Origin of the sequence: Pseudomonas sp. B1(2018), assembly GCF_003097365.1 — a bacterium.
Classification (GTDB): Bacteria; Pseudomonadota; Gammaproteobacteria; order Pseudomonadales; family Pseudomonadaceae; genus Aquipseudomonas; species Aquipseudomonas laurylsulfatiphila.
In genome coordinates, this window is sequence record NZ_PYUK01000009.1 from 14,044 (window position 1) to 36,085 (window position 22,042).

Consider the following 22,042-nt stretch of genomic DNA (forward strand, 5'->3'; position numbering starts at 1 on the left):
TGTAGGAGCTGCCGAAGGCTGCGATCTTTTTGAGTTAATTGACTGGCTGCAATGCCCACTCGCGCAACACATTCTTCGTCACTTTGCCCGCCGCATTGATCGGCATGCTCTGCAGCACCTGCACCCGGCGCGGCACCTTGTAGTTGGCCATCTGTTCACGGCACCAGGCGAGGAACCGCGCCTGCTCGATTTCCATTCCGGGTGCCGGCAACAGGAACGCCATCGCCACCTCACCCATGCGCTCATCGGGAATACCGATCACCGCGGCCTGGGCCACGCCCGGGTAGGTCAGCAGACACTGTTCGATCTCCGCCGGGTACACGTTGAAGCCACCGGTGATGAACATGTCCTTGAGGCGATCGGTGATGCGCAGATAACCCTGTTCATCGAGCATGCCGATGTCGCCGGTGTGCAGCCAGCCGTCGGCGTCGAGAATTTCCTGGCTGGCGTCGGGGTTGTTGAGGTAACCCTGCATCAGGTTGTAACCGCGAATCTGCACTTCACCGGGAGTGTTCGCCGGTTGGCTGCGGCCCGTGTTGCCGACACATCGCACTTCCACCCCCGGCATCGCCCGGCCACTGGTGTTGGCGACCAGTTCCGCGGAATCACCGGAGCGGCAGATCGTGGCGAAACCGCAGACTTCCGTCAGGCCATACGCGGTGACGATGGTGGCGAATCCCAGTTCGTCGCGCATGCGGTGGATCATCTCCACGGGAATCGCCGCCGCGCCGGTTACCGCTACCCGCAATGAGCCCAGGTCGAACTCGCTGCGTTGCGGATGGGCCAGCAACGATTGATACAGCGTCGGCGGCCCAGGCAACACGGTGATGCGTTCGCGCTGCACGCATTCAAGCACGGCCCGCACGTCGAACACTTGCTGCGGCAGGAGGGTGCAGCCACGCATCAATGCGGCCAGCCAGCCGGCCTTGTAGCCGAAGGAGTGGAAGAACGGATTGACGATCAGGTAGCGATCGCTTTCGCGCAGCCCGACGATGTCACTCCAGTCGCGCACGATGCGCAGGTTCTGGCCGTGGCTGGTCATCACGCCCTTGGGCTTGCCGGTGGTGCCCGAGGTGAACAGCACGTCGGACAAGGCTTGCGGGCCAACGCTTTGTTCGCGGGTGCGCAAGGCCAGTTGCGGCACGTCGGCCGCCAGATCCATGAACCGTTCCCAGGCCAGGGTGCCCGGATTGGCGCCGCGCAGGCTGACGATGTGACGAAGCTCAGGGAGGTCTTCCGACACCAGCATGCCGGGGTAGTCCGCGCCGAGGAATTCGCCGATGGCAAACAGCACGCAGGTGCCGCTTTCGCGCAGGATGTAGCCGGCTTCGCTGCCCTTCATCCGGGTATTGAGCGGTACCAGGGCGGCGCCGACACTTTGCAGGGCGCCGGCGGCGACGATCCATTCCCATACGTTGGGCGCCCAGATCGCCACGCGGTCCCCGACCTGTACGTCGAGGGCCAGCAGTGCGCGGGCAGCCTGGCGACGCAACTGGTCGAGTTGTCGGTAGCTGATGCTGTGGCCCGCGTCCTCGATGGCCGGGCGGTCGCCGTAGGCCTGGGCAGCGTTGGCGAACAGTTGAGCGATGGTCAGTGCGGTGGCGACAGGCGGCATGGGGCCTCCCCGGTTAGAAGACAATTACGAAAAGGGAGTAGGCCGGGCAGGGCGCCCGGCCGGATTGCGAATTACTGGGCGGGCGGGGCGAAACGGCGACCGGCGGAGAAACCACCGTCCACGGCGATCATCTGGCCGCTGACAAAGGACGCTTCGTCCGAGGCCAGGAACAGCGCGACATTGGCCACTTCTTCCGGTTGCCCGGAGCGGCTGAGCATGTGCTGCGAGGCGAAGAAGGCGTGGAACGCATCATTGTCATGGACCATGCTGGTCATCGGCGTTTCGATCAGGCCCGGGCACAGGCCGTTGACGCGAATGTTGGCGTAGCCGTAGTCGATGGCCATCGAGCGGGTCAGCTGGTTGATGCCGCCCTTGGACACGTTGTAGGCCACGTTGCCGTCGCAGCCCTGCAGGCCGAAGATCGAACCGACGTTGATGATCGAACCACCGCGCTGCTCCACCATCGACGCCAGCGCGTACTTGCTGGTGAGCATGCTGCCGGTCAGGTTGATGTCCATCACCCGTTGCCAGTTGGCGGTGGTGGTCTGGGTCACGCTGCCCTGGTCGGCGACGCCGGCGGCGTTGACCAGAATATCGATGCGCCCGAAGCGGCTGATGACGTCTTGCATGACCTGCTGCACCTGCGCTTCGTCGCGCACGTCGAGGGTCATGAACAGGCCGGGGAAGTCTGCCGGGGCGCTGCCGATGTCCAGCCCGACCACTTGCGCGCCTTCGGCAGCGAAACGGCGCACGCAGGCCAGACCGATCCCCGAAGCGCCGCCGGTGACCACCGCGACCTTGTTCTGCAAACGAGCCATAACTGCACCTCTTTATTGTTGTGGGCTAATGCTGTGGCCGAGTCTAACTGCAGACCGGGCCTGAGTGATCGTCCGTTGAGACTAAGGCGACAAAGCCCCTGCCTGGTCGTACGCAATCCCACTGTAGGAGCTGCCGCAGGCTGCGATCTTTTGATTTTTTAAAGGCAAGATCAAAAGATCGCAGCCTGCGGCAGCTCCTACACGGGTTATGCATACCCTCAATCCGGGAATTTCAGGCGTACCCGGGCACCCGTCGGTCGGCTCTGGCAGGCCAGCGTCCAGCCGTCGGCGAGTTCCTTGGGGGTCAGTACGTCGTTGCGCGCCAACTGGACTTCACCTTCCTTGACCACGCACATGCAGGCCCCGCAAAAACCTTCTTCACAGGACGACGGCACATCGAGGCCAGCTGCTTTGCAACTTTGCAGCAAGGTGTCGCCGGGTTGGCAGGCAATTTCGTGTTGCTGGCCATCGAGTTCGACGATCAGCGCTTCACATTGCGAATCAATGGCCGCCGCTCGTGCCAGCGTTTCTTCGGCCAGCAGTTCATCGGGGTCCGGTGGCGAGACGAAACGTTCGACATGAATGCGTTCGGCCGCTTCGCCCAGTGCCAGCAGCGTGCGCTCCACGGTGTCCATGAAAGGACCCGGCCCGCAGATGAAGTAGTCGCCGCCGGCCGATCCGTGCAGCAGATGACGGACCTGATGGTCCGTCAGGAAGCCCTGCACCGAATCGAGGACGTGCACCACGTGCAGTTGATCAGGATGCGCCTTGATCAACCGGCACAGCTCGTCCTTGAAAATCACCGACGCCTCATCGCGGTTGGCGTAGATCAACTTGATCGGCCGCCGGCTGCCATGGAGCACTGATTTGAGAATGGAAAACACCGGGGTGATGCCCGAACCGCCCCCGAACAGGACCAGGGGCTTTTCGGTGTCCGCCTGCGGGTCCAGGCAGAAATGCCCGGCCGGTGGCAACACTTCCAGCCAGTCGCCGACCTGGACTTCGTTCATCCAGTTCGACACCCGGCCACCGTCGACCCGTTTCACCGTGACCTTGGGCAGTGCGTCCGCGAGGGGCGAACTGGCCATGGAGTAGCAGCGGGTCAACAGTTTGCCGGCGAAGGGCACGCGAAAACTCAGGAACTGGCCCGGTTTGTAGCGAAAGCGCTCACGCAGGGTTGGCGGTATGTCCAGCACCAGCGAGCGCGCATCGGCGGTCTCGTCGATCACCGCGCACACTTGCAATGAGACGCTTGCCGTCGTCGATTCGGCCGGGGTCAGGTTCTGTTGTTGCGTGCCCATGTTCACCTCGACCTCAGAGCCCGCTGATCAGTTGGGCGTTGTCGACGCGGATCTCGGCACCGTTGACGAACCGCGACTCGTCGGTGGCGAGGAACAGCACCACGTTGGCAATGTCCCGTGGCGCCGCCATGCGGTTCATCGGGTCCTGGTCCAGCGCTTCCTGCGGGATCGGCTGACCACCGGCCAGGGCCTGGGTCATCGGCGTGTTCACGCCATCGGGGTGCACGCTGTTGCAGCGAATGCGATAGCCCTGCTGCTTGCAGTGCAGGGCGATGGAGCGGGTCATCGCCGCCACCGCGCCTTTGGACGCCGAGTAAGCGCAGAACATCGGCATGGCGCCCAGGGCGGCGACCGACGACATGTTGATGATCGAGCCGCCACCGCTTTCCTTCATCGCCTGGATGGCGTACTTGCAACCGAGGAAGTAGCCGTCGCCGTTGATCTTCTGCACCTTCTGCCACAGCTCCAGGGTGGTGTCTTCGATGCTGCCCAGGGCCAGGATCGCGGCGTTGTTGACCAGTACGTCGAGGCGGCCGAAGCGTTCGACTGTGGTCTTGACCACGTGTTGCCAGTCGCTTTCGCTGGTGATGTCGTGGCGGATGAACAGCGCGTTGGCGCCGACTTCTGCGGCGACATGGCGGCCGGCTTCTTCGTTGAGGTCGGTCAGTACCACTTTGGCGCCTTCGCGGGCCAGCAGCAGAGCATCTTCGCGACCAATGCCGCTGGCGGCGCCGGTGATGATGCAGACTTTGCCTTCTACACGTTGCATTGTTGTTCTCCTGATCGTGCGGTTTGAAGTGCGAATTGGTCGGCCACGTGGGCGGCAGCCCGGCGACCGGAATAGATGCAGTCGGCCAGGGACAGGCCGGAGACATACAGGTTGGAGGCGACCCCGACCGCATTGCGGCCGGCGCTGTACAGGCCGTTTATTGGCTGGCCGGCAGGGTCCAGCACCCGACCGCTGGCCTCGCAGACTTTCAACCCGCCCAGGGTGATGACCGGGCAGGGGAACAGTTTGCTGGCGAATGAAAGGTCGAGGGCATACCACGGGCCCTGGTCGAGGTTGGCGAGCATCGCCGCGGACTTGCCGAACTCGTCGGCGACTTCACCGCGCGCCGCGCGGCTATAGCGTTCGACACTCTGGCGCAGCAGTTCCGGCGGCAGATGGCAGCGCTTGGCCAACCCGGCCAGGCTGCTGCTGCGTTTGGCGTTGAACAGCAGGTTGAGCAGCACCGGCAGGCGCTGGAAATTCCACACCTTGCCGGGACCGACCTGACTCAATGCCTCACGTACCAGCGCGCGGTTGAGCAGCAGAATGGCGCGACCATCCTGTTCTTCGACCATGGCGTGGCCGAGGGTCGCGCCGTAGATTTCTTCGTTGGCGTAACGTTGTCCCCGGGCATTGACGATCAGCCCGCGGGCCCAGGCCAGTGGCGGATTGATGAAACGCCAGGCGCTGACCTTGTCCATCCGCGCCACGCTGCCACCGGCGCTCTGGCCCAGGGCGATGCCGCTGCCATTGCACCCGGTGGCGCCCAGCGGCAGACCGGCCAGGTACTGCGGCGCGTGCTGGCGCACCAGGTCGCGATTGAAGATGAAACCACCGCTGCTCAGCAGCACCGCCTGTTCGGCGCGAATCAATTGGCGGATGGCGCAGGTCTGTTCGATGCGACGTTGACGGGCGCGCAAGCGGTCGGCCAAGGCCGGAGCGTACATATGAATGGCCGCGGCCCAGCGCGACAGACGCGCATGTTGTTTGGCCGCGCGGCTACCCGGCGGCAACTGCCAGGCTTCGACGCCGAGGACCTTGTCGTCCAGGTCGAGCACCAGCCTGCGCACTTCGCACTGGCTGCGCAGGCGTGCGCCGTTTCGCAAGGCGCTGGCCTTGAGCGGGGCGAACAGACTGGCGCCGGACATGCCCGGGCCTTTGGTGCGATGGCCACGAGGTGCCGGTTTGGCGCTGGCGGCATAGGCCGGCACGGCTTCGTTGCCGGAGTAATAGAGGTAGTACTGGTCGCTCGGGTATGAGGTCTTGTGCGGCGGCACGCTGGCTTCGAAGGCCGCGCCTTGACGCTCCAGCCAGGCCAGTTGCTCACGGCTGCCTTCGCAGAAATCCCGTAGCGTCTCGAGGCTGACGGCCTCGCCGACTTCCTGGCGCAGGTAATTGAACATCGCCTCGCTGGTGTCTTCATAGCCAGCCTGGCGCTGATACGGCGTACCGCCGCCGGCATAGACCACGCCACCGCTGAGTGCCGTGGCGCCACCGCCTTCGAAGCGATCCAGGGCGAGCACCGACAGGCCGCGAGTGCTGGCTTCGATGGCGGCACAGGCGCCGGCTCCGCCAAACCCGACGATCAGCAAGTCGCAGCGGTCATCCCATGGCAACGGGTCGGCGCTGTTCACTCGCAGCGCCGTCAACCGGTTCAGGCTGTCCATGTTCGGGCCTCAGCCAGCGGCTGCGAGAGAAGGTGCGGGTTTGGCGGTGGTGGTGTAGCTGCCGTCGAGGTAGACCAGCGGGGTGATGGCGTCAGTGGTGTGGATCTGCAGGATGCGTCCGATGAACACGGTGTGGGTGCCGTAGCTGAAGTGGCCGTCCTGGCGGCAGAGGATCGCCGACTGTGCGTCGCCCAGGTAAGGAATGCCGCCGGGACTGGTCAGCCAGTTGCCACGGTCGAAGCGCGCTTCGCCCTTGATCGCGCCGCTGCACAGGTTGGCCAGGTCTTGTTGGTCGACGCCGAGGATGTTCACGCAGAAGTCCGCGCCGGTCGCCAGTGCGGCGTGGGGCGAGGCGGTCTTGTTGACGCAGATCAGCAGCGATGGCGGTTCGGTACTCAGGGAGTCGACCGCGGTGGCGGCCATGGCGAAGCGTTCGGAGCCGTTGCTGGTGCTGATAATGGTGACGGACTTGGCCAGGCGGCGCATGGCCTGGAGCATGTCGGCTTTGAGATTGGCGTCGTTCATCGCACTGGGCCTTTTTTGTTGGGGGTGGAGTGCGATGGATTCTTGCTCTGGCGTACAGACTCAACATCGTCCGAGGGGACTAGTTGTTTGAACTGTTCCTGGTCGAGTACATATCCATTGCTGCGGTAACGGCGGCTTATGGTTTCGCCCTTACGGCGACTCACTTTTTTACAAGCGCCTAAAAAAGTAAGCAAAAAACGCTCGCCCCGAACGTACGGCCCCTCGCTGAGGCTCGGGGTTCCTTCGCTCCGGCATTCATCCGGGGGCATTGCCCTCCGGTCGGCTTCGCTTCGACCTACATGCAATGAGTTCGACTGCGTCGAACGGCGCTGCGCGCCCATCCCCGGATGAACACCTGCGCTCAGCCTGCCGAGGGGGCGGGTGGATCAAGATCAAGAGCTGCAGGCGAGCTAACGCTCGGCCTGATGAGTGGTGAGAAGCGGCGCGGTGTGGACTGCTCTGCCTTTGCTCTTCTGTGGGAGCGAGCTTGCTCGCGATGGCGGCCTGCCAGCCGACCAATTTCTTTCGAATGTACCCAGTCCAACTGTGGGAGCGGGCTTGCCCGCGAAGGCGGTCTGACAGCCGACCAATCTCTCGCAGGCATACCCGGATCAACTGTGGGAGCGAGCCTGCTCGCGAAGACGGCCTGCCAGCTGACCGAAATCTTGCTGATGTACTGAGTACCTGTGGGAGCGAGCTTGCTCGCGATAGCGACCTGTCAGTCGACCAGGTACATCACAGACGAACGCCCCCCGCAAACAGGTCGGCCGGTAGGCCGCCTCGGACGCTGTTGCGGTGTACGCCCCCTCGTGAGGCCGAGCGCAGGTTCTGCGCAGTGGGCAACCCGGCATGGATGCCGGGTTAGCCGCCCCCGGCCATGGATGGCCGATGGCGGCGGGCTCTGTAGGAGCGAGCTTGCTCGCGAAAAACCTGAGAGCACCGCGGGGTGCCAGGCTTCCCGCATCATCGTTGACCTCCATCGCGAGCAAGCTCGCTCCTACAGGCTTTTCCAAGTGACCCGCTGTAAGAGCGGAACCCTAAGCGGCCGTTACCGCAGAAACGGATATGTCCACCCTCAAAAATCCATGCCGCCTGACACAAAGCCATCGCGAGCAAGCTCGCTCCCACAGTGATCTTCAGTGGCCACAAGTATCGAGTAAAACAGGGAGCTCAATGTGGGTCTGCTCGCGAAGACGGCCTGCCAGCCAACGCATCACCTTCTGATTCACCCCCACCCAGATGCCAGTTCCCCAAAACCACATGGTCCGTTTGAGGGATGCCCGTCGCTTTGCGCATTGTTTGAATGCCAGCGTAGGGGCACTACACCCGCCCCGTTGCACGCGCGCCCCGGCGGATGGGGTGAACAAAGGAGAACAATAAAAATGCTCAACCAAGACCTGATTCGCCAGCGTCTGAGCCAACGTGCCCGTGAGTTGGTGCCGATCCTGCGTGAACGCGCCCTGAACGCCGCGCAAGCCGGGCAGTTGCCTGAAGAAACCCTGAAGGATTTCCACGACGCCGGGTTCTTTCGCATCCTGCAACCCTCCCGCTGGGAAGGCTATGAGCTGGAGCCCAAGGATTTCTTCGACGTGCAGATGACCCTGGCCGAAGGTTGCATGTCTTCGGCCTGGGTGTTGGGGGTGGTGGCGATCCATAACTGGCAGCTGGCGCTGTTCGACGACCGCGCCGCGCAGGATGTCTGGGGTAGCGATTCCAGTGTGCTGATCTCGTCTTCCTATATGCCGGTGGGCAAGGTCGAGCGAGTCGACGGTGGTTTCAAGTTGAGCGGCCGTTGGGGATTTTCTTCCGGCAGCAAGCACTGCGACTGGGCGTTCCTCGGTGCGCTGGTGCCGCCGGAAGAGGCGGGCGGGGCGCCGGATTATCGGACGTTCCTGGTGCCGCGCAGCGACTACCAGATTCTCGACAACTGGAATGTCATGGGCCTGGAAGCCACCGGCTCCCACGACATTCTGGTGGAGAACGCCTTCGTTCCCGAGTACCGCACCCATCGCGCGCTCGACGGTTTCATGCAGAACAGTCCGGGCAACTCGGTGAACACCGCGCCCTTGTTCCGCCTGCCGTTCGGGCAGATTTTCGTGCGTGCGGTGTCGTCGTCCGCTATCGGCGCCCTGCAAGGCGCGGTGGATCAGTTTGTCGAGCACAACCGCGCTCGGGTCGGGGTCAATGACGGTCGCAAGATGGTCCAGGACCCGGCCGCGCAATCGTCGCTGGCCAATGCCATGGTCTGCGTCGACGAGTGCAAGACCGTGCTGCATCGCAACTTTGCCTTGATGCTGGAGCGCGCGCAAAAGGCTGAGCCGTTGAGCATGCCCGAGCGGGTGAAGATGCGTTACGACTCGGCGCTGGTGGCCGACAAGTGCGCCAAGGCCGTTGGCGACCTGATGTTCAACAGCGGTGCTTCGACGATCTTCCGCAGTCATGCGATCAACCGTGCTTTCCGCGACATTCACACCGGTCGCGCCCACGTCGCCAACAGCCCGGCCAAGTACGCCTGGAACCTTGGCGGCGTGAGCATGGGGCAGGACAGCAGCGACTTTTTCCTCTGACGCTTCCCTACAGCTCTTTTTCTATGAAACGGGCTAGTCCGTTTGCGTGATTCGAGCGCCCCGTCGATGCACGAGCATTGGCGGTAAGGCGAAGGTCTACGGCGCCGACTGCGCATCCAAATAAGCACAAGGATCAACCATGAAATTTTCCCTGATTTACGAAGCCCAGACGGTGGACTCCAGCCGCGAAGGCGACCGCAAGATTTTCGAAGACACGGTCGAGCAGGCTGTGCTCGCCGACAAGCTGGGTTTCGACACCTTCTGGTGCGTAGAGCACACGGCACTGAGCAACTACTCGCACATGTCCGCGCCGGAAACCATGCTGGCTTTCGTGGCCGGTAAAACCGAGCGCATCGGCATCGGCCACGGCGTGGTCTGCCTGCCTCCGGCGATGAACCACCCGGTGAAAGTCGCCGAGCGCATCGCCACCCTCGACCTGCTGTCCAAGGGCCGTGTGCACTTCGGCGTCGGCAAGGGCGGCACCCAGCAGGAAGCCGGCACCTTCGGCTACGACCTGGCGACCTTGCAGCCGCAGATCGACGAGATGATGTACCTGATCCCGAAGATGTTCGTGCAGGACGAGATCGAGCACAACGGCGACTTCGTGCAGATCCCCAAGCGCCCGATCCATCCAAAGCCTTATCAGGATCCGCACCCGCCGATGTACCTGGCGTGCACCAACACCGAGTCGTTGAAAAACGCCGGCGGTCGCGGCATGGGCGCGCTGGTGCTGGGCTTCGGTGGCCCGGAAGAAATCGCCAAGAAAGTCGAGGTGTATCACACGGCCTACGACAACCGCGATGAGAAGAAGCAAGTGGGTTTCCGCCCTAATCGGCACATCGCCGCGCTGTGCCCGGCCATCGTGCTGGACGACAACGAGGAAGCGCGCCGCATCGGTATCCGTGGCCAACGTTACTTCATGGAGTCCCTGGGCTACTGGTACGGCGGTGGCGAGCGTCCGGATCCTGAGAAGTGGAAGGACGACACCTTCGTCGACGGCAACGGCCAGAGCGTGATCAAGTCGCGCTTCGCCTCCGAAGAAGTCAGTGTCGATTTCTCGGACCCGACCATGGCGATGATGAACCCGAACCACGCCTACGGCACCGTCGAGGATTGCATCGGCTACGTGCAACGCCTGATCGACGCCGGCGCCGACGAAATCCTCTTCATCTGCCAGATGGGCACCGTGCCGCAGTGGGCGCAGCTCGAGACGCTGAAGAACATTGGCGAGAAGGTGATTCCGCACTTCCGCAAGGGATGATGCCGGACGAGGCCTGTTGGTTAACGAATGTTCTCCATGCGGACCGAACCTGTGGCGAGGGGGCTTGCCCCCGTTCGGCCGCGCAGCGGTCGCAAAACAGGGTTGCACGGTTTTTCAGACATTCCGTGTCGCCTGGATTTGGGACTACTTCGTAGTCCAGCGGGGGCAAGCCTCCTCGCCACAGGATGCAGCACAAGGCTATCAATCCCATATGCTTCAGGTTTGGCACGGACGCCAGGCCAACTTTCCAACGGGTCCCCAAGGCCCGTTTTTTTATGCCTGCACTACTCCCACAGCCGCCAAACCTCTGTAGGAGCTGCCGAAGACTGCGATTTTTTGATCTTGATCTTCAGCCATTCCAACTCCGCCAAAAGATCGCAGCCTTCGGCAGCTCCTACAGGGTGTTTGTGAGGGTTTACAGGTACGAGACATTGGCCTCGGTCGTCCATCTGGAAGGTTCGTCGCGCAACGTCCTGCTAGGTATTTCCAGCAGCGTGATGTTGGCGCAGATCAGGGCAAACCGCATGCTGGATCAAATCGAGCAACCCGCCTGACGCCCCCCTGTAGGAGCTGCCGAAGGCTGCGATCTTTTGATCTTGATCTTCTCGGCATCGATGAAAATCAAGATCAAAAGATCGCAGCCTTCGGCAGCTCCTGCAGGGTTGAATCCGCTAGTCCCATTGGACGATGTTGCCCCTCCCCAAACCCGTTTGAATAGCCCCTACATAAAGTCTCCCCCGGCACCAGCCGAAGGGCGGCACGGCCTGAGTAAAACGAGGAGTGCATCCATGGATATCCGCGGTCTGGGTTACGTCACCCTGTTATCCAGCGACCTGGCGCAATGGCGCCACTACGCAAGCCAGGTACTGGGCATGATGGTCAGCGGCGACGATGAACTTTTGTACCTGAAAATGGACGAGCGTCATTACCGCGTGCTGGTGCACAACAGTGCCGAGAACGGCTTCGGTGCCTGCGGCTGGGAAGTGGCCGGCAAAGCAGCGCTGGAACAGGCGGTCAGCGAGCTGCAACAGGCCGATGTGCAAGTGACCCGTGGCACCCCGGCCGAGGCCGAGCTGCGCAAGGTTCAGGACCTGGTGCACTTCAGCGATCCGGATGGCAATCGTCACGAAATTTTCTGGGGCCCGCTGCAGGACTTCGCCCGTTTCGTCTCGCCGGTGGGCGTCAAAGGTTTCGTCACCAACGACCTCGGCATGGGCCACGTGGTGCTGCCGGCACCGGCCTTCGAACGCTGCCGCGACTTCTACGAACAGGTGATGGGCTTTGGCCTGTCGGACCTGATGAAAGTCCGCTTCACCCCGGACCCGGCCGAGCCGCAAAAGCGCATTCACTTCCTGCACTGCAACAACGGCCGCCATCACTCGCTGGCGATTTTCGAGTGCCCGATGCCCCACGGCTGCGTGCACATGATGGTCGAGGTCAACGCGCTGGATGAAGTCGGCCGCGCCCTGGACCGCGTCCACGCCAACGGCGTGAAGCTGTCGGCCACCCTCGGCCAGCACACCAACGACCAGATGATTTCTTTCTATATCAAGACCCCGTCCGGGTTTGACCTGGAATACGGCTGTGATGGCCTGGTGGTCGACTGGGACCGCCACACACCGTTCGAAAGCACCGTGGTCAGCCACTGGGGCCACGACTTCAGTGTCGGTCGCCAATGAGGAACATGACGATGGACAAGCAAATGACTACGGCCGAGATTGTCGGCCAATTGCGTGACGGCATGACCATCGGCATCGGTGGCTGGGGCCCGCGCCGCAAGCCGATGGCGCTGGTACGCGAAATTCTGCGCTCGGATCTCAAGGAGCTAACTGTTGTTGCATACGGTGGTGCGGACGTCGGCATGCTCTGCGCGGCCGGCAAGATCAGGAAACTGGTGTTCGCCTTCGTCTCCCTGGATTTCATTCCGCTGGAGCCGTACTTCCGCAAGGCGCGCCAGGAAGCGGCGCTGGAAGTGATGGAAATCGACGAAGGCATGTTGCTGCTCGGCCTGCGGGCGGCGGCGATGAATGTGCCGTTCATTCCGACGGCGGTGGGCCTGGGCACCGATGTGCTGCGCTACAACCGCCAGATCAAGTTGATCGCCTCGCCGTACGCCGATGGCAAGGACTGGGTGGCGATGCCGGCGCTCAAGCTCGACGCGGCGCTGGTGCATGTCGACCGTGCCGACAAACGCGGCGTGTGCCAGATCAGCGGCCCGGATCACTACATGGACGACCTGTTCGTGCGGGCCGCGACCCACAGCTACGTGACCTGCGATGAACTGGTCGACAGCGACTACTTCCATCAGGACAGCGCCCACGCCCATCAAGTGTTCTGGGAACGCAACCTGACCACCGCCGTGGCCCACGTCCCGGGCGGTGCGCATCCGTCGTCCTGCGCGCCTCTGTACGGTTTCGACGTCGCGCACTTCAAGGCCTACAACGCCACGGTGCAGGCGGCCGATGGCTGGGAAGGTTACGTGCGCGACTACGTCGACTGCACCCACGAACAGTACCTGGACAAGGTTGGCGGCCTGGCTGCGATCCGTGAACTGCCGTTGCCGATTTTCTAAGGGAGCCTTCCGATGAGCACTACCACTTACAGCCTCGCCGAGCTGATGATCTGCGCCGCCTCTGAAGCCTGGCGCGAAGACGGCGAAGTGTTGGCCACCGGCATCGGCGTGATCCCGCGCCTGGCGGCATCCTTGGCCATGCTCAGCAGCAACCCGCAACTGCTGATGACCGACTCCGAAGCCTACATGGTCGCCGAACCGGTGCCTTTGGGCGCACGCAAGGGCTACGAGCCCAAGCGCGACAGCTGGATGGGCTTCTCGCGAATTTTCGATAACGTCTGGGGCGGCAAGCGCCATGCACTGGTCGGCCCGACCCAGATCGACCGCTTTGGCCAGGCGAACATTTCCTGCATCGGCGACTACGCCAAACCCAAGGCGCAGATGCTCGGTGTGCGCGGTTTCCCCGGCAACTCGATCAGCCACGCCAACTCGTTTTGTGTGCCGAGCCACAACCGTCGGGTGTTCGTCGAAGGCGAAGTCGATATGGTCGCCTCGGTCGGCTACAACCCGGCCCGCCTGGCGCGTGGCTGGAAGCTGGACGACATCGACATCCGCCTGATCATCACCGATCTGTGCGTGCTGGATTTCCAGGGCCCGCAACGGCAGATGCGCATCCGTTCGCTGCACCCTGGCGTGACGGCGGCGCAGGTCCAGGACAACACCGGGTTCGAGTTGCACGTGCCGGACGACTGCCCGACCACCGCTGCCCCGACCATCGAGCAATTGCAACTGATCCAGCGTCTGGACCCGCACAACCTGCGCGCCCTGCAGCTTAAAGACAACCCCCCAGGCCAGCGCTGAGCGCCCGCGTTTTCGGAGACAAGTGATGGCTGAACATAACGACAAGAACGAGGCCGACGTGGTCCTGTACGAAGTGCGCGACGCGGTGGCAATCGTCACCATGAACCGCCCCGAGTACCACAACGCACAGAACTCGCAGATGACTTATGCGCTGGACGCGGCGTTTCGCCGGGCCTGCGATGACGATGAAGTGAAGGTCATCGTGTTGCGCGGCGCGGGCAAGCATTTCTCCGCCGGGCATGACATCGGCACCCCGGGCCGCGACGTCGACAAGAGCTTCGATCGGGCGAGCCTGTGGTACGACCATGTGAACAAACCGGGCGGCGAGTTTCTCTATGCCCGCGAGCAGGAAGTCTATCTGGGCATGTGCCGGCGCTGGCGCGAGATGCCCAAGCCGACCATCGCCATGGTCCAGGGCGCATGCATTGCCGGCGGGCTGATGCTGGCCTGGGTGTGTGACCTGATCGTTGCCAGCGAGGATTCGTACTTTGCCGATCCGGTGGTGCGCATGGGCATTCCCGGGGTCGAGTATTTCGCCCACGTGCATGAATTGAACCCGCGTATCGCCAAGGAATTCCTGTTCCTCGGCGAGCGCATGCCGGCACCGCGCGCCTATCAGATGGGCATGCTCAATCGGGTTGTGCCGCGCGACGAGCTGGAACAACAGACCCTCGACATCGCCGGGCGCATCGCCCAGATGCCGCGCCTGGGCCTGCAACTGAGCAAGCAAGCGGTGAACAACGCCGAAGACCTGATGGGCAAGCGCGCGACCATGGACATGGTGTTCGGCCTGCATCACTTCGCCCACGCCCACAACGAACTGGTGTCCGGCGACCGCCTCGGCGGCTACGACGCCAAGGCCATGGCCAGTTCCCAGCGCAAAACGGGCGGGGCGTGAGCATGGCGATTTCGTTGAATACCCGCCTGACCGAGCTGCTCGGTTGCCGCTACCCGATCATCCAGACCGCCATGGGCTGGGTTGCCGACCCGAAACTGGTGGCGGCCACGGGCAATGCCGGTGGTTTCGGTTTTCTCGCCGGGGCGACCATCGAACCGCAGCAGATGGAAGCGGCGATCCTCGAAACCCGGCGCCTGACCGATCAGCCGTTCGGCGTGAACTTCCACATGTACCAGGCCAATGCCGGCGAGATCGTCGAGCTGGTGTTGCGCCATAAAGTCCGCGCGGTCAGCTACAGCCGTTCGCCGGGCAAGCAAATGATCAGCCGCCTGAAAGATGCCGGGGTGGTGTGCATTCCCACGGTCGGCGCGCTCAAGCATGCACAGAAAGCCGTGGAAATGGGCGCCGATGCGGTGACGGTACAGGGCGGCGAGGGCGGTGGGCACACCGGTTCCGTGCCGACCTTGATGCTGCTCGATCAAGTGGTCAACGCAGTCTCAGTGCCGGTGGTGGCGGCGGGCGGCTTCAAGGACGGTAAGGGGCTGGTTTCTGCATTGGCCTACGGTGCCGAAGGCATCGCCATGGGCACGCGTTTTCTGATGTGCGCCGATAGCCCGGTGCCGCAAGCAACGTTGGCCCGTTACCTGGCGGTCAAGGACCCGGCGGCGATCATCATCAGCCGCGCCATCGACGGCATGCCGCAACGGATGATCCGCAACGAATTGCTCAACCAGCTGGAAAACAGCGGCGGTCTCAAGCGCCTGTTGCTGGCCTTTCAGAGTGGTCTGGCCTACCGCCGCCACACGGGTATGAGCCTGACGCAACTGCTCGGCAGTGCCCTGAAAATGCGCGGTGCCGGAGAGCTGACCGCCGCGCAAAGCATCATGGCCGCCAACGCGCCGATGGTGATCCAGAAAGCCATGGTCGACGGGCAACCGGCTGCCGGCGTGTTGCCCGCAGGGCAGATCGCGGCATCCATCGACAGCTTGCCCAGCTGCGCCCAATTGATTGAACAGATCGTCCGCGACGCCGAAGCGCGCCTGGGCGAGTTGTGCCGCCGTGTGTCGTAAGGGGCCATGCATTGTGAAGGAAGGAAACCATGAAACCATTTAGCGTCAGCATCGAACACGGCATTGCCGAACTGGTGTTCAACCGGCCACCGGTCAACGCCTTCAACAACCAGGGCTGGGCGGATATCGCCAGCGAGATCGAGGGCCTGGGCCGCAACAACGACGTGCGGGTGATCGTGATTCGCGCGGAAGGTCGCGGCTTCTGTGCCGGGGTCGATATCAAGGAACTGGCTGCCGACGGCAACCTGATCGTCGCGGTGAACAAGGGCAACTACGACAGCTTCAAGGCCATTCACCGCAACCCGAAACCGGTGATCGTGGCCGTGCACGGCTTCGTGCTGGGCGGCGGCATCGGCATCTGCGGCGCTGCCGACATCATTGTCGCGTCCGAGTGCGCCACCTTCGGCGTGCCGGAAGTGGATCGCGGGGCCATGGGCGGCGGCGCGCATTTGCAGCGCCTGTTCCCGGTGCAGAAGGTCCGCCACATGTACTTCACCGGCGAGCCGATCGACGCCGCCGAGGCTTACCGTCTGGGCGCCGTGGAGCAGGTGGTCAAGCGCGAAGACTTGCGCGAAGCCGCGTTGCAGATCGCCCGCACCATCGCCGCCAAGAGCCCGGGCATGATCAGCCTGGCCAAGGAAGCGCTGACCGGCATCGAAGACGGCAATCTGGAAGACAAATACCGCTGGGAGCAGGGCTTCACCCTCGAAGCCTATCGCTCACTGGACTCTCAGGAAGCACGCGACTCGTTCGTCGAGAAACGCGATGCCCGATTCAACGGCTGAAGGCATATCCATGGACCTGACCTATACCCCGGCCCAGCAGGCCTTTCGTGCCGAGGCGCGAACCTGGCTGGCGGCCAATGTACCGAGTGAACCGCTGCAATCGTTCGACACCGAACGGGGCTTTGCCGGGCATCGCGCCTGGGAAGCCAAACTCAACGAAGGCCGTTGGGGCATGGTCACCTGGCCGACCGAACTCGGCGGGCGCGGCTGCGACCTGATCGAATGGCTGATTTTCGAAGAGGAATACTACCGTTCCGGGGCACCGGCACGGGTCAACCAGAACGGTATCTTCCTGCTCGGCCCGACCCTGATGGAGTACGGCAGCGAAGAACAAAAGGCACGGTTTCTGCCGCGCATGGCCACCGGCGAAGACATCTGGGCCCAGGCCTGGTCCGAGCCGGGGGCCGGCTCCGACATGGCGGCGATCCGCTCCAAGGCGGAACGGGTGGGTGACCACTATGTGATCAATGGCCAGAAGACCTGGTCGACCCGCGCGGTGTGGGCCGATTGGGTCTTCGGTATTTTCCGTACCGATCCACAGTCCCAGCGCCATCACGGCCTGACCTTCATCCTGCTGCCGCTCAATACGCCGGGCATCACCGTGCGCCCGATTCCGCAGCTCAACGGCTTGCCCGGGTTTGCCGAAATCTTCTTCGACGACGTCAAGGTGCCGGTGGAGAACGCCCTCGGCGGCGAAGGCATGGGCTGGCACGTGGCGATGTCCACCGCCGGTTTCGAGCGCGGTTTGTTGCTGCGCTCGCCGGCGCGTTTCCAGGAAACCGCCAAGCGTCTGGTGCAGCTGTACCTGGCCAACCGCGAGCAGGCCGACCGCGACCCGGCCATCGGTGAGGCGGTGATGCGCGCCTGGCTCGATGCCGAGGCCTACACCCTGAGCACCTACATGACCGCCTCGCAACTGGTGCAGGGCGGCAAGATCGGGCCGGAGTCGTCGACCAACAAAATCTTCTGGTCCGAGCTCGACCAGCGCATGCACGACACCGCCATGAGCATTCTTGGCCTGCGTGGCGAGCTGCTGCCGCATGCCCCGGCCGCCGGTGACGTCGGCCATTGGCTGGACGGTTTCCTGTTTGCCCAGGCCGGGCCGATCTACGCCGGCACCAACGAGATCCAGCGCAACATCATTGCCGAACGCATGCTCGGCATGCCGCGTGCCTGAGGAATAGACCATGGACTTTAGTTTCAGCCGCGACCAACTGCTGTTTCAGGACAACGTCCGCAGCTTCCTGATCAACGAAGTCACCCCGGAGCGCATTCGCGAACTGTGGCAGAGCGACAGCGGGCGCAGTGAGCGGCTCTGGGCGCAACTGGTGGAACTGGGCCTGACCGCACTGACCGTGCCCGAGGCGCAGGACGGCATGGGCATGAATGAATTGGATTTCGTGCTGATTGCCCAGGAATGCGGTTATGCCGGTCTGCCCGAACCGCTGGTGGACACCATGTTGGTCGGCGTGCCGTTGCTCGCCGCCCTCGATGAGCAACACGCGGCGCTCACGCAATACTGGTTGGCTCGGGTCGCCGAGGGCAGTGCACGGCTGGCCGTTTCCGAACCGGGGAACCCGTTGGTCAGCGATGCCCATGTTGCCGATCTGCTGTTGCTGGCCCATGGCGATGAAGTGCATGCGCTGGAGCGCGATGCCGTGCGCCTGACCCGCAATGAGTCGGTCGACCCGAGCCGTCAACTGTTCCAGGTCGAATGGACGCCGACTTCCGCTACTTGCGTGGCCAGCGGCGAACAAGGAAGGCAACTGTGGGCAGCCGCCTTCAACCGTGGCGCCCTCGCCAGCGCAGCGCAATTGCTCGGGCTGGCCAAACGCATGGTCGACCTGGCGGTGGACTACACCTTCGAGCGCAAGCAGTTCGGCAAGCCGGTCGGCTCGTTCCAGGCGGTCAAGCATTTGATGGCCAACGTCGCGGTGCAGATCGAGTTCGCCAAAGGCCCGTTGTACCGCGCCGCTTATGCGCTGGCCGAGCAGCAACCGGGGCAGGATGTGCTGGTGTCCCACGCCAAGCTGGCAACGGCGGAAGCGGCCATGCTGGCGGCGAAGAACACCATCCAGGCCCACGGCGCCATGGGTTACACCTGGGAAGTCGACCTGCATCTGTTCATGAAACGCGCCTGGGCGCTGGACAAGGTCTGGGGCGATCGCGGCCGTCACAAAGGGCGGATTCGCGCGGCGTTGTTCGAGGGCAACCCGGTGCTCGGTGCGGGCAGTACGTTTTAACCCGTCAGTAAGGGTGACGCCCCCCTGTGGGAGCGAGCTTGCTCGCGATGGCGGTGCGTCAGATGGCATCAATGTTGGATGTGTCGGCCTCATCGCGAGCAAGCTCGCTCCCACAGGTTTTTCGGCGCTCTCAATACCAGATTTCAATTTCTTCACCGAGGTAGACCATGCCTGAAGCCTATATCGTCGACGCCCTGCGCACCCCCACCGGGCGGCGCAAGGGTGGTCTGAGCCAGATCCACGCCGCCGACCTGGGTGCGCATGTATTGCGCGCGCTGGTCGAGCGCAATGACATTCCCGACGAGGATTACGACGACGTGATCTTCGGCTGTGTCGATACCATCGGTCCGCTGGCCGGTGACATCGCCCGCACCAGTTGGCTGGCGGCCGGCCTGTCGCAATCGGTGCCGGGCACCACCATCGATCGCCAGTGCGGTTCGTCCCAGCAAGCGGTGCACTTCGCCGCCCAGGCGGTGATGAGTGGTACCCAGGACGTGGTCATCGCCGGTGGCGTGCAGACCATGACCCAGATCCCGATTTCCTCGGCGATGATTGCCGCCGAGCCCTTGGGCTTCACCGATCCGTTCAGCGGCTCCGAAGGCTGGGTGCGGCGCTATGGCGCGCAACCGCCGACGCAGTTCCGTTCTGCGCAGATGATCGCGGAAAAGTGGGACCTGTCCCGGGCGCAGCTCGAAGCCTATTCGCTGGAGTCCCATCGACGGGCCCTGCAGGCCATCGAGCAAGGTCGTTTCAACCGCGAGATCGTGCCGTTGGCCGGTGTGCTGCATGACGAAACGCCGCGCCAGACCAGTCTGGAAAAAATGGCCGAGCTGGAATTCCTGTTCGGCTGCGACCGGGTCACTGCTGCGGTGTCGAGCCAGACCTGCGACGCGGCCAGCGCGATGCTGATTGTCTCGGAGGCGGCGCTCAAGCGTTACGGCCTGACGCCACGGGCCCGCATCCATCACCTGAGCGTGCGCGCCGAAGACCCGATCTGGATGCTCACCGCGCCGATTCCGGCCACCGCCTACGCGCTCAAGCGTGCGGGGATGAAGCTGGAAGACATCGACCGGGTGGAGATCAACGAAGCCTTCGCCTCGGTGGCCATGGCCTGGTTGAAAGAGACCGGCTATCCGCACGAACAGACCAACGTCAACGGCGGCGCGATTGCCCTCGGCCATCCGCTGGGCGCCACCGGCACCCGTTTGATGTGCAGCCTGCTGCATGAACTGGAGCGCAGCGGCGGACGCTTCGGTATGCAGACCATGTGCGAAGGCGGTGGGCAGGCCAACGTGACGATTATCGAGCGTTTGTGAGTTGACCTGATTCCAGGAAACACATCGATCCTGTGGGAGCTGGCTTGCCAGCGATGCAGGCGCCGCGGTGTATCAGGCGCACCGCAGTGATCCTATCGCTGGCAAGCCAGCTCCCACAGGTGATGTGTGTATTTGAGATAAAATTGAAGGAATACCCGCATGAAAATCTGTGAAAACCGCGTCGTGATCATCACCGGCGCTGGCGGTGGCCTAGGCCGGGCCTACGCGATGGCGTTCGCCGCCGAAGGCGCGAAGGTGGTGGTCAACGACATCAACCGCGAAGCGGCCCTGGCCGTGGTCGGCGAAATCCTCGGCCAGGGCGGCAGTGCCGTGGCCAACAGCGACGACATCACTCGATATGACTCGGCGGGGTTGATCGTGCGCCAGGCCATCGAAACCTTTGGCGACCTGAACGTGGTGGTCAACAACGCCGGCATCTGCCGCGACCGCATGTTCGCCAGCCTCAGCGAAGCCGACTGGGACGCGGTGGTGGCCGTGCACCTCAAGGGCCACTTCTGCATTTCCAGCCACGCCGTGAAGTACTGGCGTGAGCAGGCCAAGGGTGGTGCCAGAGTCGATGCGCGGATCATAAACACCAGTTCCGGCGCCGGTTTGCAGGGTTCCATTGGCCAGTCCAACTACGCGGCGGCCAAGGGCGGTATTGCCTCGCTGACGCTGGTGCAGGCGGCCGAATTGCGCCGTTACGGGATCACCGCCAACGCCCTGGCACCGGCCGCACGGACCGGGATGACCGAGCAGGTGTTCGCCGACACCATGAAAAAGCCTGAAGAGGGCTTCGATTACTTCGCCCCGGAAAACGTCGCGCCGCTGGTGGTGTGGCTGGGTTCCGAGGCGTCCGCCGAGGTGACCGGGCAGATGTTCGAAGTCGAGGGCGGCAAGTTGTCGATCGCCGATGGCTGGCGCCGTGGCCCGCAACTGGATCGCCAGGGCCGCTGGGCGGTTGGCGAGATGGGCGATGCCGTCGCGCAACTGCTGACGCAAGCGGTCCCGGCGGCCAAAGTGTACGGCAGCTGAAAAAGACCGGTCTCAGATGGGCGGCACGCGGCTATAATCGGCCAAAATCGAACCCCTGTGGGAACGAGCTTGCTCCGGGCGGCGTTCCGACGATGAACTCCAGCGCAACGCGTGTATTCAGACAGAACGCGTTATCGTTCACGTCCATCGCGAGCAAGCTCGCTCCCACAGGTTTCCCGCGATCCTCCCGTCACCACACGAGACCTGCCATGACCATTTCCCTGTACGACGCTTCCGTGCCAGTTTTCCAGCAAATGCTCAATGCCCTGAGCGATGTACTGAAAAAGGCCGAGGCTCACGCCACCGAAAAAAACATCGACCCTAACGCCTTCCTGCAAGCGCGCCTGTTCCCGGACATGTTCCCGCTGGTGCGCCAGGTGCAGATCGCCGTTGATTTCGCCAAGGGCGTTTCTTCGCGTCTGGCTGAAGTTGAAGTGCCGAAGTACGACGACACCGAAACCACTTTCGCCGAACTGCAGGCACTGATCGCCAAGGTTTTGGCCTACATCGGCGAGTTCACGCCGGAGCAGATCAACGGCAAGGAAGGCATCGAGATCGTGACCCGTCCGGGCACGCCTAAAGAGAAGCGCTTCAGCGGCCAAGCCTACCTGCTGACCTACGGCCTGCCGCAGTTCTTCTTCCACGTCACCACCACTTATGCACTGCTGCGCCACAATGGCGTGGAAGTGGGCAAGCGTGACTACATGGGCGCGTTCTAAACCTCCCAGGTACTAAAAAGCCCGCCAAGGTTTACGCCTTGGCGGGCTTTGTTTTACGTCAAAAGATCGCAGCCTGCGGC

20 protein-coding genes are annotated in these 22,042 nt (G+C 63.2%); 14 read left to right on the forward strand and 6 right to left on the reverse strand.

The window, feature by feature from the left end; all coding sequences use genetic code 11:
• Nucleotides 1–34 precede the first annotated feature (34 nt).
• The 6 genes from C9422_RS15660 to C9422_RS15685 form a co-directional block, all read right to left on the reverse strand.
• The gene (locus tag C9422_RS15660; protein WP_116581257.1) at nt 35–1,615 is read right to left on the reverse strand and encodes a FadD3 family acyl-CoA ligase; all 1,581 of its coding nucleotides are present in this window, start codon (nt 1,613–1,615) and stop codon (nt 35–37) included.
• Nucleotides 1,616–1,686: 71 nt separating this feature from the next.
• Complete coding sequence (locus C9422_RS15665; RefSeq protein WP_116581258.1) at nt 1,687–2,433, reverse strand: SDR family NAD(P)-dependent oxidoreductase; 747 nt, start codon at nt 2,431–2,433, stop codon at nt 1,687–1,689.
• Nucleotides 2,434–2,651: 218 nt separating this feature from the next.
• Entirely contained in the window at nt 2,652–3,734 is a 1,083-nt protein-coding gene (locus C9422_RS15670) for a ferredoxin--NADP reductase (RefSeq protein WP_116581259.1), read from the reverse strand.
• 13 nt (nt 3,735–3,747) lie between these two features.
• Complete coding sequence (locus C9422_RS15675) at nt 3,748–4,503, reverse strand: glucose 1-dehydrogenase (protein ID WP_116581260.1); 756 nt, start codon at nt 4,501–4,503, stop codon at nt 3,748–3,750.
• Nucleotides 4,491–6,170 (reverse strand): FAD-binding protein, encoded by a 1,680-nt coding sequence (locus C9422_RS15680; RefSeq protein ID WP_116581261.1) that lies wholly within the window; start codon nt 6,168–6,170, stop codon nt 4,491–4,493. Before C9422_RS15680 ends, C9422_RS15675 begins: the two co-directional genes overlap by 13 nt.
• A gap of 9 nt (nt 6,171–6,179) precedes the next feature.
• Nucleotides 6,180–6,695: a flavin reductase family protein gene (locus C9422_RS15685; protein ID WP_015094274.1), complete on the reverse strand. Its 516-nt coding sequence runs from the start codon at nt 6,693–6,695 to the stop codon at nt 6,180–6,182.
• Between the two features lie 1,382 nt (nt 6,696–8,077).
• Here C9422_RS15685 and C9422_RS15700 point away from each other — a divergent pair.
• From C9422_RS15700 to C9422_RS15770, 14 genes are all read left to right on the forward strand, one after another.
• Nucleotides 8,078–9,262, forward strand: coding sequence for a flavin-dependent monooxygenase (locus tag C9422_RS15700; RefSeq protein ID WP_116581263.1), 1,185 nt, complete (start codon nt 8,078–8,080; stop codon nt 9,260–9,262).
• 139 nt (nt 9,263–9,401) lie between these two features.
• Nucleotides 9,402–10,523, forward strand: a complete 1,122-nt coding sequence (locus C9422_RS15705; RefSeq protein ID WP_116581264.1) for an LLM class flavin-dependent oxidoreductase — start codon at nt 9,402–9,404, stop codon at nt 10,521–10,523.
• Nucleotides 10,524–10,798: 275 nt separating this feature from the next.
• The gene (locus C9422_RS32930; protein ID WP_371924766.1) at nt 10,799–11,077 is read left to right on the forward strand and encodes a DUF6124 family protein; all 279 of its coding nucleotides are present in this window, start codon (nt 10,799–10,801) and stop codon (nt 11,075–11,077) included.
• 234 nt (nt 11,078–11,311) lie between these two features.
• A complete protein-coding gene (locus C9422_RS15715) occupies nt 11,312–12,202 on the forward strand; it encodes a VOC family protein (protein WP_116581266.1) in 891 nt (296 codons plus the stop codon).
• A gap of 11 nt (nt 12,203–12,213) precedes the next feature.
• On the forward strand, nt 12,214–13,095 hold the full coding sequence (locus C9422_RS15720) for a CoA transferase subunit A (RefSeq protein WP_116581267.1): 882 nt from the start codon (nt 12,214–12,216) through the stop codon (nt 13,093–13,095).
• Nucleotides 13,096–13,107: 12 nt separating this feature from the next.
• Nucleotides 13,108–13,896 (forward strand): CoA-transferase subunit beta, encoded by a 789-nt coding sequence (locus C9422_RS15725; RefSeq protein WP_116581268.1) that lies wholly within the window; start codon nt 13,108–13,110, stop codon nt 13,894–13,896.
• A 25-nt stretch (nt 13,897–13,921) separates the two neighbouring features.
• On the forward strand, nt 13,922–14,794 hold the full coding sequence (locus C9422_RS15730; protein ID WP_116581269.1) for an enoyl-CoA hydratase: 873 nt from the start codon (nt 13,922–13,924) through the stop codon (nt 14,792–14,794).
• A gap of 2 nt (nt 14,795–14,796) precedes the next feature.
• Nucleotides 14,797–15,864, forward strand: a complete 1,068-nt coding sequence (locus C9422_RS15735) for a nitronate monooxygenase family protein (RefSeq protein WP_116581270.1) — start codon at nt 14,797–14,799, stop codon at nt 15,862–15,864.
• A gap of 29 nt (nt 15,865–15,893) precedes the next feature.
• Entirely contained in the window at nt 15,894–16,649 is a 756-nt protein-coding gene (locus C9422_RS15740; RefSeq protein WP_095967396.1) for an enoyl-CoA hydratase family protein, read from the forward strand.
• A gap of 10 nt (nt 16,650–16,659) precedes the next feature.
• Nucleotides 16,660–17,826, forward strand: a complete 1,167-nt coding sequence (locus tag C9422_RS15745) for an acyl-CoA dehydrogenase family protein (RefSeq protein ID WP_116581271.1) — start codon at nt 16,660–16,662, stop codon at nt 17,824–17,826.
• 10 nt (nt 17,827–17,836) lie between these two features.
• Complete coding sequence (locus tag C9422_RS15750; RefSeq protein ID WP_116581272.1) at nt 17,837–18,892, forward strand: acyl-CoA dehydrogenase family protein; 1,056 nt, start codon at nt 17,837–17,839, stop codon at nt 18,890–18,892.
• Between the two features lie 167 nt (nt 18,893–19,059).
• A complete protein-coding gene (locus tag C9422_RS15760) occupies nt 19,060–20,208 on the forward strand; it encodes an acetyl-CoA C-acetyltransferase (RefSeq protein WP_103395398.1) in 1,149 nt (382 codons plus the stop codon).
• Between the two features lie 159 nt (nt 20,209–20,367).
• Complete coding sequence (locus tag C9422_RS15765; protein ID WP_116581273.1) at nt 20,368–21,243, forward strand: SDR family oxidoreductase; 876 nt, start codon at nt 20,368–20,370, stop codon at nt 21,241–21,243.
• Nucleotides 21,244–21,452: 209 nt separating this feature from the next.
• Nucleotides 21,453–21,962 (forward strand): DUF1993 family protein, encoded by a 510-nt coding sequence (locus C9422_RS15770; protein ID WP_116581274.1) that lies wholly within the window; start codon nt 21,453–21,455, stop codon nt 21,960–21,962.
• Nucleotides 21,963–22,042 lie beyond the last annotated feature (80 nt).